The 12,017-nt window shown below is 35.1% G+C and carries 12 protein-coding genes; 9 read left to right on the top strand and 3 right to left on the bottom strand.

The features are described from left to right. The first annotated feature begins 247 nt into the window (after positions 1–247). Complete coding sequence (locus ABD792_RS12240) at positions 248–2,110, top strand: T9SS type A sorting domain-containing protein (protein WP_345006425.1); 1,863 nt, start codon at positions 248–250, stop codon at positions 2,108–2,110. Between the two features lie 44 nt (positions 2,111–2,154). Here ABD792_RS12240 and ABD792_RS12235 read toward each other — a convergent pair whose 3' ends face one another. Then, entirely contained in the window at positions 2,155–3,861 is a 1,707-nt protein-coding gene (locus tag ABD792_RS12235; RefSeq protein WP_345006423.1) for a tetratricopeptide repeat protein, read from the bottom strand. A gap of 177 nt (positions 3,862–4,038) precedes the next feature. Between ABD792_RS12235 and ABD792_RS12230 the strand changes: the two genes are divergently transcribed. The 8 genes from ABD792_RS12230 (at position 4,039) to ABD792_RS12195 (ending at position 9,613) form a co-directional block, all read left to right on the top strand. Continuing rightward, the gene (locus tag ABD792_RS12230; protein WP_345006421.1) at positions 4,039–4,608 is read left to right on the top strand and encodes an RNA polymerase sigma factor; all 570 of its coding nucleotides are present in this window, start codon (positions 4,039–4,041) and stop codon (positions 4,606–4,608) included. Continuing rightward, the gene (locus ABD792_RS12225; RefSeq protein ID WP_345006418.1) at positions 4,608–4,781 is read left to right on the top strand and encodes a hypothetical protein; all 174 of its coding nucleotides are present in this window, start codon (positions 4,608–4,610) and stop codon (positions 4,779–4,781) included. Before ABD792_RS12230 ends, ABD792_RS12225 begins: the two co-directional genes overlap by 1 nt. A gap of 28 nt (positions 4,782–4,809) precedes the next feature. Then, complete coding sequence (locus ABD792_RS12220; protein ID WP_345006416.1) at positions 4,810–5,637, top strand: mechanosensitive ion channel family protein; 828 nt, start codon at positions 4,810–4,812, stop codon at positions 5,635–5,637. Between the two features lie 196 nt (positions 5,638–5,833). Then, positions 5,834–6,469 (top strand): hypothetical protein, encoded by a 636-nt coding sequence (locus ABD792_RS12215; protein WP_345006415.1) that lies wholly within the window; start codon positions 5,834–5,836, stop codon positions 6,467–6,469. 263 nt (positions 6,470–6,732) lie between these two features. Continuing rightward, the gene (locus ABD792_RS12210) at positions 6,733–7,302 is read left to right on the top strand and encodes a hypothetical protein (protein ID WP_345006413.1); all 570 of its coding nucleotides are present in this window, start codon (positions 6,733–6,735) and stop codon (positions 7,300–7,302) included. 296 nt (positions 7,303–7,598) lie between these two features. Further along, positions 7,599–8,210: a GNAT family N-acetyltransferase gene (locus ABD792_RS12205; protein ID WP_345006412.1), complete on the top strand. Its 612-nt coding sequence runs from the start codon at positions 7,599–7,601 to the stop codon at positions 8,208–8,210. Positions 8,211–8,299: 89 nt separating this feature from the next. Further along, complete coding sequence (locus ABD792_RS12200) at positions 8,300–9,019, top strand: suppressor of fused domain protein (protein ID WP_345006410.1); 720 nt, start codon at positions 8,300–8,302, stop codon at positions 9,017–9,019. Between the two features lie 42 nt (positions 9,020–9,061). Further along, entirely contained in the window at positions 9,062–9,613 is a 552-nt protein-coding gene (locus tag ABD792_RS12195) for a GNAT family N-acetyltransferase (protein WP_345006408.1), read from the top strand. A 111-nt stretch (positions 9,614–9,724) separates the two neighbouring features. Here the strand turns inward: ABD792_RS12195 and ABD792_RS12190 are convergent, their stop codons facing one another. Both ABD792_RS12190 and ABD792_RS12185 read right to left on the bottom strand, forming a co-directional pair. After that, on the bottom strand, positions 9,725–11,077 hold the full coding sequence (locus tag ABD792_RS12190; protein ID WP_345006406.1) for a DEAD/DEAH box helicase: 1,353 nt from the start codon (positions 11,075–11,077) through the stop codon (positions 9,725–9,727). Between the two features lie 41 nt (positions 11,078–11,118). Continuing rightward, on the bottom strand, positions 11,119–12,009 hold the full coding sequence (locus ABD792_RS12185) for an aldose 1-epimerase family protein (protein ID WP_345006404.1): 891 nt from the start codon (positions 12,007–12,009) through the stop codon (positions 11,119–11,121). Positions 12,010–12,017 lie beyond the last annotated feature (8 nt).

Below are 12,017 nucleotides of genomic sequence, written 5' to 3'. Positions count from 1 at the left end.
AATATTGCAAAATAATCTACCCTATAAAACAAAAAAAGTCGGAAGAAAAAATCTTCCGACCATGGCTACCTTTAGGGTTGCTTTTTTAGTTATTTGTAAATCAGTAGTTAATGTTGTTTTTGATGATAGTTTTTCTTATCTTGGTTGTAAGAATTACGCTTTCAAAATTTTTCTTAACCGGGCTCTAAATTTGCGGTGGCACGTATTCCTGATGCCTATTTATGTAATGATCATAAATAGTAGCATTATGAAAACAAAATTATTCTTTTGCTTATTGGTTTTAATAAGTTTTGCTGCCCCATCACAAACAACTTCTATTCCTGATGATAAATTCGAAGAATATCTGGAAACTCACGATGCAAATGGAAACGTTGTAACATTGGGGCATGCTTCAAGTATGGGTGATGGAATAATTGATAACGACATGGTTCCAACATCCAAGATTGATATTGTTACAGAGTTACGTATTAATGGTTGGGGCATATATGACTTAACAGGAATAGAGGATTTTACTGCTTTGCAGATATTTGACTGTAATTTAAATCCCATTACCACCATGAAATTACCAAGTGGCAACAATTTGGTAGAATTATATTGTCATAATTTGGATTTAACAGATTTGGATGTTTCATCCCATACTGCATTAAACGTTTTAAATTGTCGTTTTAATGATATTAGCAGTTTAAATCTATCTGCGAATACCAACTTGATTAATTTAGATTGTTGGGGAAATCCGTTAGGAAGTCTTACCCTTACTAATTTAACAGAGTTAAAAATCTTAAATTGTCAAGATACCATGTTAGGGGGCTTGGATCTTTCCACAAATACTAAATTAGAAATATTATCATGTGGTTTTAATGATTTAACAGGATTAAATCTAACAAACAATACTGCTTTAACCAATGTGTTTTGTTATGCTAACTCTGCTATGACAAGTTTGCAATTGCCAAATACAGGTACTTTGGTTAAACTTGAATGTTATGGATGTAAATTGGGGAGTTTGGATATTTCAAATAATACAGGTTTAACCTATTTAACCTGTCAGCAAAATATACTTACCAACCTAGATGCTACAAATAACACTAGTTTGGGATATCTCGATTGTGGTGAAAACATATTAACAGGCCTTACGTTACCAGATACAGCTACGCTATACAGGTTAATATGTGATAATAATGATCTGCCAACTTTGGATATAAGCAAAAACATGGGCTTAACCGGATTGTTTTGCTATTCAAATCAAATAGCTTCATTAGACTGTAGTAATAATCCAATTATTGAGCGTATATGGTGCTCTGATAATAACCTAACATCGATAAATTTACCCAATAACCCTGTGCTTTGGGAGTTATATTGCGCAAATAATGCAATAACACCAACTATAGATGTTTCCAGTTGTACTGGTTTAGTAGATTTTGGTCTATGGAATAACAATCTTACAGACTTAAATCTAAGCAATAATATGATTTTGGAATATGTTGAACCAGGAAACAACCCCAATCTTACAAATTTAACATTACCAAGTACAACTACTTTAACCCAATTATGGGCCTATGGTACTAATCTATCAAATCTGGATTATACAAATAATACAGGTCTTCAATATTTGGATTTGGGAATTACTAAGTTTACGGACATAGATGTAAGTATGCTGCCCAATCTGGTTGAGTTTTGGGGAAATTTAAATCCTCAATTGACGTCTCTTAATTTAAATAATGATCACAATGATATTTTAAATTATGTAAGAGTCGAGGATAATCCCAATTTAACTTGTATACAAGTTGATAGTGAGGTACAGGCAGAAGCTAAGGTGGATTGGACTAAAGACAACTGGGCAAGTTATAAGCAAGACTGCACACTTTCTGCTCATTTTTTTGAAGCATCAAATATTGTAATGTATCCAAATCCAACTAGTGGAACAATAACTATTAGGCTAAATACGCCAGCTGCATATACCTTAACTTCTGTTTTAGGGAAAAGCGTTTTGGAAGGACGTTTGATAGCATCCGAAAACAAAATAGACATCACTAATTTAACCAATGGTATATACTTTTTAGCGGTTAATGGCTCTATGGGTAGGCTATTAACCAAGAGAGTATTGAAAAAATGATGTTTGGTTAGATTTGGGGAGGCGAACCGAAAGGTTCGCTTTTTTTATATTTCAAAATCGGCATGTGCCCAGCTTTCTGCAATTAGTTTGTTTACCCTCGATATATTTTCGGTATCATTAAGTCCAGTATAGGCAGCTTTTAAACCGTGATGTGCCCAGCCATTTTTCGGGAAGTTCTTTAAGTCGGTTTCATATGTTTTAATAGCCTCCTTAAACAATCCAGCTTTTATTTGAACAGCGCCCAAATGGTGACGAATGGAAAAGAACCAGTCTGGTGGCTCATTGTAGTTTAAAGCATCTTCAATCGTAACGGCTTCTTCTAAAAGGGTAATTGAAGTATTATAATCACCTTTTTGGGATGCTATTTCGGAAGCTAAAACTCTTTTTGCGATTTGTATAAGTTCATAAGTAGTGTTTATGTCCCAGATGGTAATGTCCTTTAAGGCTTCATCGTTGGCCAATGTTTTAAGGAGGGAAAGGGCGTCTTCTGCTTTGTCTACATTACCTTTTCCTATGTGTGCCATACCCTCTGCATAGAGTCTAATGGCTTTTGGGTATATCAAATCGTATGTGTTCAAATCCATGTTTAATATAGTATCCCACTTTTTAAATTTAACAGCTACGTAGTATGGGATGGTATAATAATGCTGTAAAGTACCCCAACCGGGTTGCTGCATAATCTCTGGATGTACGTGCTCCGATACTTTATTGGCGCCAATCATAGCCCAATGGCTGTTGCCTTCAAGTGTAGCCGTAGCAGCCATAAAGTGATAGTTGTGCGGATAATAGGCTAGTGGGTAGGCACCTTGGGCATGACAGCTTGTTACATAGGTGCTGTCTGCCTTTACGGCAGCTATATTCGCCAGTGTGCCTTTGTGGTATTCGCCTGTTCTAATATAAGTATGCGATGGCATGTGCAATAAGTGTCCAGATCCAGGAACGAGGCCTTCATCAAATTTTTTAGCCGATGCATCAGAGCGTTCGGGGGTGTTGGAGGCTTCAATCGCATGGATATAAAAGTGGTGTGCCCCTGGGTGTGAAGGTGTATTTTCGATTAAAGTTTCAAGTAGGGTAACAATTTCAGGCGTCCAAGGTTTAGGTGTGCCGTCTTTGTGGTACAGATCCCAAGGGTGCAGATTCATTATTGATTCGGCATATAAAGCACTTATTTCAGGGTCATTGGGGTATTTGCTGTAAAGAGTCTTCATGGCTTTAGAGTAATCTATATCGAGTTGACTTCTATCTTCGGGTGGTTCGGGAGCATAACGAATAGCCATCGTTTCAATGAGTTCTTGCTCCTTATCGGTAGCATTGTTTGAGAGTGTTTTGGCTTTTGTAATGGCCTCGTATGCACGTTGGTAATTGTCGTCCTCCATACCAGCATTGTAATTAGGCCCCAGAACATAGGCATAGCCCCAATAGGCCATGGCGCACGATGGATCTAATTTAGTAGCATAATAGAATGAACGCGCAGCTTCGGCATGATTAAAGGCATATGCTAAAGCCATACCTTGATTAAAATAGGTTTGTGCCAAGCTATTTTTGGTGGTTATAGGGTAATGAATTACATCGTAACCTTCTAAAAGCGGAGCAACCTTATCTGTTTTATACCATTCGGCATCGGTTACTTGTGGAACACAATTGTATTTTGAGCTTGTAGGGGCTGTGGCAATCGGTTTATCTACTTGTTTGGTATTTTTTTTGCAAGAAAAAAATAAGACTAGTACAGCCACTATAATTTGTAGTTTCATTTTGTAATATTTTGATTGTTAGTTGCTTGTGAGTAATAAATTTACTAAATTTTTAAGTTATATTAGTTAAGGCATGATCTCGTTCTATTTTTTGTAATAAAATAAATAAGTTTTTATGTGACTTTTTTAATATGGTCGTGTCTTAAAATTAATAACTAAATAGCTAATTGGCTACATTTGAAAACCCTAACGAATTTTAATGAACTTTCAGACGAAGATCTAGTTAAAGCAATTGTTAAGACTAATGACACTTTGCTTTTCGAGATTTTATATGACCGTTACGCAACGGTGGTTTTTAATAAGTGTTTTGGGTTTGCCAAAAATGAAGATGAAGCTAAAGATTTGACGCAAGATGTTTTTTTAAAGCTTTTCGTTAAACTGTCAAGTTTTAAAGGAAAATCTAAGTTCTCTACATGGTTGTATGCCTTTGTATATAATCATTGTGTGAATTATGTAACTAGAAATACAGCAAAAAAAATTGAAAAACAAGCGGTTGATTATACAGATGTAGAAGGGATTTCAGACTTGGATAATGATCAAGGTTTTTTTGAGATGAAAGTAGATAAGCTTAAGGTAGCCCTAGAGCTTATGTCTCCCGATGAGAAAATGATATTATTATTGAAATATCAGGATTTACTGTCTATCAAGGAAATATCCTGCGTTCTGGGAATTGGAGAAAGTGCTGTTAAAATGCGTATTAAACGCGCGAAGGATAAACTTTTAACTGTATATAATGCCCTTAAGTAATGGATAATCCGTTTAAATACATAGATAAGCCACTTAAGGATGTGCCTGAAGAATTAAAGTCGAAGGTTATGACCGATGTTGCGATCGCAAAGTTACTCATGGAACTAACCAGGCTATTTTCCATAGATATGGCTAAAGTTATTGAGCGTACCATTAAAAAACGAAAAAAATGATTTTACAATATTTATAAATAAGAACATTATGGGGAAACTATCAGAATGGAATGAGGGAATTGTAAATTCGCTCTCGGCTATGACCACAGAAGTAGCAGAAGTTATTCCGAACTTGCTTGCGGCAATAGCCGTATTGATAATTGGGTGGTTGGTCACAAAGTTAGTTGTTGGTGTTGCAAAAAAGGCTTTGAAATTTGCAAAGGCAGACAAATTGGATGATAAAATAAACGAGATAGAGTTTTTTGGTGACAAGAAATTTAATTTTGATGTGATAAAGATTATCAGTCAGTTTTTAAAATGGCTACTCTACATCTTACTCATAATCATTATAACCGATATTTTAAATCTTACCATGGTTTCGGAGGAAATTAGAAACTTTTTGCACTACATTCCCCGTCTTTTTTCGGCCTTAATTGTATTTACTATAGGTTTATTGCTGGCCAACTTTATCAAGAAAACCATAAAGTCTTTCTTTGAATCAGTGGATTTGTCTGGCTCTAAGTTGGTGAGTAATATTGTTTTCTTATTACTTATTGTGTTTATTTCCATAACAGCCTTAAATCAGGCTGGGGTCGATACCGAAATAATTACGAGTAATATTACCATGATACTTGGCGCCTTTTTGGTGTCATTTGCTTTAGCCTTTGGGTTAGGAGCACAAAGAATAGTAACCGATTTGTTACGGGCGTTTTACGCAAGGAAAACCTACGAAATAGGGCAGCAAATAGAATTTAAAGGTATGAAAGGAGAAGTGGTTATTATCGATAATCTATCCATTACTATAAAGACATCGCAAGGTAAATTTGTAGTGCCTATTAAAGAACTCGTGGAGAGTCAGGTTAAGATTGGGGGTTAACTTTATAGTTAGGGTTAAATTTGGTTGGGTTAATTGCTCAATTTTAAGAGTCTCTCACGTAAGTCCTTTTTCATTTATTTGAAAAAGGGCTTTTTTTTACACAATATTCTTGTAAGGATTTGTTTATATTTAGCTATGTTTATTGCTAGACATTCCGAAAATATTATATTAATTAAGAACTTATTAAAATTGAATTATGAAGTACATCAGATATATATTTATAGTAGTAATAGCCGTTTTTTATGGTTGCCCAATGGCTCCTGGTTCAAGAAAGTATATGCCAACGACCCTAGAGAGTCAATATTTCAACTTTTCAAGTAGATGTATTCTCCCGAACGACATTAATTTAATGTCAGAAAGTGAGTTAGAGAACTTACCCCGATTAAACTGGGTTGGAATCATAGAAAATGTTGAGGTAGATAAGTCGGAAGCATATGAAAAAATAATCCTTAAACTAAGTCATAAATATTGGGACTTTATTGAAGATTTTAGTATCCAAGACGAAAAAATGTTTGTGTCAGACAAGGGAGAAGGCGATTTTATTATTGAAATTGAAAATTCTAAAGTTAGCACTGACTCATTAAAAAATATTTATAAACCAAAGGATTTAGCCATTTGTTATGGTAGACTAAAAGGGGTTAAAAATGAAACACCTATATTATCTGGAGACTATATACGACCAGTGCCATATAAATATTATTCTACCACTATTTGGAGATATGATGTAAAAAAAGATAGTATTAATGGTAGAACAATTTGCAATGAAAAAGGTAAATATGAAATTGACAATTTAGAAATATTAAAAATTCCTAAAGCTGGTCAGAATAAATAATATCTCTCGGTAGTACTATGTAGACGCAATCACACTGAATTTTCTAATCGGAAATTCAACTCGTTTAGCTAAAGAGGAGGGAGATGAGTTAAAATCTATAAAAACAAATGTCCTTTTATTTGTGCTTAAAAAATAAGGAGCAGAGAAATCTTTTTAAACGATACTTTATGTAAGTATTTATGTATATTTGATTGTGTTTGCCCTGTTAGATGTACATTATTGTGATATACTAGTTGCTATTCGTTTAACAAAACAAAAAGACTGTGAAAAATATTATAACTTTTTTACTATTAATTGTATCATCATGTTTATTCTGTCAAAACCCTATAAACCAATATTATTCTGAAAATTCGAAACTAAGGGTTGTTTATAAGGACAGTTCGAATAGATTCCATTCGACTAAGAAGCCAATGGTTTTTGTTAATGACGTATTTATAGAAAATGAATCTGTTTTAGGTACAATTAATCCCAATGAAATAAAAAATATAAAAATAGAAAAAGAGAGTTTCAATAAGAATGACGTAGAATATTACGGGAAAATTTTGATTGAGACAAAATCAGGTTATGAACCCAATTTGATAACCTTGAAAGCACTCTCGAAAAAGTATATAAAATTGAATACCAATCCTGTTGTTTTTCAAATTGATGAAAATGTAATTAGCGAAAATTATGACACCTATTTAGTGGACGAGAATTTTATATTAAAAATTGTTGTTGAAAGCGTAAAAACCTCAGATGAAAATACAGAAATTCACCTCGTAAAGCTAGTAACAAGGACACCTGAAAATATTAAAAAGGCTAACGAAATTAAGATTAGAGGAGATGGAATATAAGCCAGTTATAAGCAATTCGGTTTGACGAATATATTGAGGAGAGCGCTATAGGCTCTCTGTACAAGAACTCCATTTAAGCATAGGATATTTAAATTAAAAATGTATAAACAAATTAATGCACCGCTAATAGTTAATGGCTAAGTAAATTAAAACAGCATGAAACGAACATTAATAAAATTTAAGCATTTTTCTATAAAAGGGAATGTTCAAAATTTTTAATGTGAGAGCGTAGCGATTGCATACGTTCTTAATTTTATAATTAATTTATTATCAAATAATTATAAAAACTTAAACGGATGAAAGATTGGTTTGATAATATACAACTAGAAGGTAACAAAGTACTATTGGAACCGTTGGATATGTCCCATAAAAATGCACTTTTGCGTGCGGCTTCCGATGGAAAATTATGGGAGTTATGGTTTACATCGGTGCCTTCGGAAGAAACAATAGATTCTTATATTGAAAACGCCCTAATTGAAAAATTGAATGGCAAAGGGTTTCCTTTTGTAGTTGTAGAAAAGTCTACAGGAACAATTATTGGTTCCACAAGGTATTGTAATGCTACACCAGAGCACAGGCGATTGGAAATTGGATACACTTGGTATGCAAAAACATACCAGCGTACAGGGATTAATACCGAATGTAAATACCTGTTATTAAACCATGCATTTGAAAAACTGCGATGTATTGCAGTCAAATTTAGAACCCACTGGCACAATATCCGTTCACGGGAGGCTATTGCCAGACTTGGGGCAAAGCAAGACGGTGTACTAAGGAATCACAAGATAAGTACAGATGGTAGTTACAGGGATACAGTCGTTTTTTCAATAACCGATCAAGAATGGAAAGCTGTAGAAACAGCTCTGAAATATGAAATAAGAAAACGCAAAGACAACCAGAAGGAATAAAACACGTGGGAGGTTATATTGTGGTCTTTCATAAAGTACCTCGTTCTACATAGCAGATATTTGTGTAATTAACATTAATAAAAATAATAATGGAAAAATCGGAATATGGATCCCCAATTTATAGATATACTGAATCTGATAAAAGAGATTTTGAAGGTGCTTCGGGAGAGGCGTCAATTGAAGAAATTACAGATCATGTAGAGAAACACATTGGTAAGATTCATAAAGTATTTCATGAATTAATATCAGATCAGGTTCATATTGATGTTCATTGGGTAAAACCATCTTTAGAGAGACCATTCCATACGCTAGTTACTTCTGGAATGAGTGATAAACCTATGAATACACCTAAAGAAGTAGAAGGTTGTGATTTTGCAGAATTGAGTATTTGTCTACCTAGTGATTGGAAGATTTCTGAGGAAGACTTTAAAGATGAAAAAAATTATTGGCCCATGAGGTGGTTAAAATATCTTGCGAGGTTTCCTCATGAATTTAACACATGGTTAAGCTATGGTCATACAATACCAAATGGCGATCCCGCAGAACCTTTTTCAGATAATACTCAGTTAAGCACTATGCTATTGTTGCCAACGATAGTCTTTGGGGAAGATTTTCGTACACTTCGGCTTAAAAATAAGGCAATAGATTTTTATACACTGATCCCGATATACAGTGAAGAACTGAATTTAAAAATGAAAAGAGGAGTTGAAGCGTTATTTGATGGATTTGACAAATTTGGAGTGTCTGATATTGTTCAAGTTGATAGACCTAATTCAGTCAAAAAGAGAAAGCTGTTTGGTCTTTTTTAGAATGATTGAATATTGGACAAAATATTAGTTGGAAACCAAACAATGAACAAAAAAAGTTTTCCTGAAATAAGAACAGGACGTCTTTTGTTACGAAGATTAAGACCATCTGATTGGCAAATGATTTCATTTTTACGATCAGATAACAAGGTGAATGAATTTGTTAAAAGACCAAGAGCAGAATCCAAAGCCAAAGCATTGAAATTTATAGCAATGATAAATGCCGGGGTTGATTGTCAGAACCATTATTATTGGGTCATCACGGAAAAGGATCGAAATAAAATGATTGGAAGTATTTGTCTTTGGAATTTTTCGAAAGCTAAAACAATAGCTGAGGTGGGCTATGATTTAGCTCCAGAATTTCAGGGTAAGGGAATAATGAGCGAATCACTGCAAAGTATTCTATCCTTCGGATTCAAAGAGCTAAACCTCAAAGCTGTTGAAGCGTTTACACATAAACGCAATATGCCTTCTAGAGCATTATTGGAAAGTAATGGGTTTAAAATAATTTTAGGTAAAATAGATGAAGATAATGTAGACAATCTAGTTTATGAAATTAAGAATGAAGTGCCAATAGGGTGCAGAAATAGAAAGTAAGAGGTTTTATTTTAATTTCAAAATAAAACCAACCATATAAAAACTAGTTACAATGTTTGTTTCTCGGCTAATGTTTAATTGTAGCGGGGTGTTTTGGCTATATGAGTATAACTACTTCCGTTTATTTCGTTTGTTATAGTTTTTATCGCCACGGGTTTTCGGTTTTTTGTACTTTTTGGCGATCTTGAATTTGTAGGAGCCTCCTAAATTTTCTTTTTTATTTTTTTCCTTTTTTTCGTGGAAGGCAGGTCCTGGAATATCTTCGTTACTACGCTTGGTGGGATTGTTACGTTCTTTTATTACCGGGCGTTCCTCTTCGATAAGTTCGGTAGAGATCGTTACTTCTTCGGGTATGTCAGCCTTCGGAATCTCCATGTTCATCAAGTCTTCAATAGCATCTGTATAGCTTTGTTCCTTTTCGGTAGAGAAGAGAATCGTTTCACCTTTACGTTCCGCTCGCCCTGTTCTCCCAATACGGTGCATATAGTTCTCAGGATATTCTGGCGTATCAAAATTGATAACATGCGAAACATTGTCAATATCCAATCCGCGGGCCATCACATCGGTAGCAATTAAAATGCGGTTATGTCCCGAACGAAACTGTTCAATGCTTCGTAGCCTGTAGTTTTGCGTTTTATTAGAATGGATTACACATAATTCTTCGTGAAACTGGTCGTCCAGTTGTTCGAACAAGCGATCGGCCATACGCTTATAGGCAACAAATACCAGCACTTTGGTAAAGGTATCTGTGTCCTGCAATAAATGTGCGAGTAGGTTTACTTTGGTATAAAAATTGGGCACCTCATAACGGCTTTGCGAAATGTTTTCCAGGGGTGTTCCCGAAACAGCGATGGAAACGCGCTGAGGGCTTTTAAAGAACTCGTTGATGAGTACATCCACATCATGAGTCATGGTTGCCGAAAACATTACATTTTGACGGCGTTCAGGAAGCAGGTCAAAAATGTTTATCAGCTGGTGTCTAAAGCCCAGATCCAGCATCACATCAACCTCATCGATCACTAATTTTTGAATGGACTTTAATTGCAAAGCACGACTAACAGCCAGATCGTATAAGCGTCCCGGTGTGGCAACCAGGATGTCCACACCCTCAGCTACTGCTTGTTTTTGTGTGTTGATGTTTGTGCCACCGTAGACTCCCAAAACACGATTGTTTATATACTTAGATAGTTTTTCAATGTCATCCACTACCTGAACAACAAGCTCTCTGGTGGGGACTAAAATTAAAACACGGGGATTTATTTGGGTAGAAAACTTTAAATGCTTTAAAATGGGTAACATATAACCATATGTTTTTCCCGTACCCGTTTGCGCAATACCTACCATATCTTGTCCTGAACCAATTACATTAAAGGCTTGCTCCTGAATAGGAGTTGGGGTACTAAAGCCTAAGTCTTCTAAGGCGTTGTATAATGGTGTATTTAAATTTAGATCCTGAAAAGTCACAATGTACATTTTAGCAGGCAAAGTTACACTTAATATTCTGTTTAGGCTAAATGCCCAGGGTGTATTTCTATACTATAGGAAGCTTTAAAGCGTTTACCTACCGCCAAACTCAAGATGCCTTCTTTTGTTTTCAGCTGCTTATTGGTGGTTTCATGATCTGCAATACCCAGCCAGGGCTCAATGCACACATAGTCTCCGTTGGGTTTGGCCCAAATACCTAAATAAGGAAAATCATGATAGCTAAGAGTAAGGATATTGCCGTTTTTTACACTTTTAAGTGTTACCTTTTTGGATTTTAGATCTTTAAAGATCAATGCGTCGCCGTTAAATAAGTCGTGGTTTAACTCAATTGTATTACTCCCTTTAAATATAGGGGCCGTATTTGAGCTTATGAGTCCATTGCTTTGGTTTATGAGGTGTGTTTCAGAATCTTCATTGCATTCAAACGTTAAGGTGTAATCGTTGTAATCTTCATTGTTGTATACGGGACATTTAAAAGCAGGGTGACCGCCCAGAGAGAAATACATGGTTTTTGAATCCCGGTTTACCACGGTATGTGCAATGGTTATAATATTGTCGACAAGTTGGTAGCTGATAAAAAAATCAAATTTGAAGGGATATATCTTTAAGAGCGCTTCGTTACTGCTCAATTTAAAAGTTAGTCTGTCTGGTGTTTGTTCATGTAAAACAATGGTTTCGTTGTGCCGTACAAAGCCATGCTTTGGCATGTTGTAGGTTTCATTTTCATATAAGTAAGTACCTTCCTTTAGCGCACCAATAACAGGAAAGAGGTTGGGGGCAAAACTTCCCCAAATGGCTGGATTGGCATCCCACATGAATTCAGTGTTGTTTTTTACCGATGTGATGCCACATAATTCAGCTCCCACTTTTTTTACTGCTATTTTAAGGAGGTCGTTTTGTATACTGTACATAAGAAGTG

This window comes from Snuella lapsa (assembly GCF_039539345.1).
Lineage (GTDB): Bacteria > Bacteroidota > Bacteroidia > Flavobacteriales > Flavobacteriaceae > Snuella > Snuella lapsa.
Note: the sequence above shows the minus strand (reverse complement) of the source record. Positions and strands in the feature narration are given on the sequence as shown.

Bases quoted from the DNA above. Each gene is read 5' to 3' on its own strand.
- ABD792_RS12240 (WP_345006425.1), top strand. From the start codon at position 248: ATGAAAACAAAATTATTCTTTTGCTTATTGGTTTTAATAAGTTTTGCT.
- ABD792_RS12235 (WP_345006423.1), bottom strand. From the start codon at position 3,861: ATGAAACTACAAATTATAGTGGCTGTACTAGTCTTATTTTTTTCTTGC.
- ABD792_RS12225 (WP_345006418.1), top strand. From the start codon at position 4,608: ATGGATAATCCGTTTAAATACATAGATAAGCCACTTAAGGATGTGCCT.
- ABD792_RS12220 (WP_345006416.1), top strand. From the start codon at position 4,810: ATGGGGAAACTATCAGAATGGAATGAGGGAATTGTAAATTCGCTCTCG.
- ABD792_RS12215 (WP_345006415.1), top strand. From the start codon at position 5,834: ATGAAGTACATCAGATATATATTTATAGTAGTAATAGCCGTTTTTTAT.
- ABD792_RS12205 (WP_345006412.1), top strand. From the start codon at position 7,599: ATGAAAGATTGGTTTGATAATATACAACTAGAAGGTAACAAAGTACTA.
- ABD792_RS12200 (WP_345006410.1), top strand. From the start codon at position 8,300: ATGGAAAAATCGGAATATGGATCCCCAATTTATAGATATACTGAATCT.
- ABD792_RS12195 (WP_345006408.1), top strand. From the start codon at position 9,062: ATGAACAAAAAAAGTTTTCCTGAAATAAGAACAGGACGTCTTTTGTTA.
- ABD792_RS12185 (WP_345006404.1), bottom strand. From the start codon at position 12,009: ATGTACAGTATACAAAACGACCTCCTTAAAATAGCAGTAAAAAAAGTG.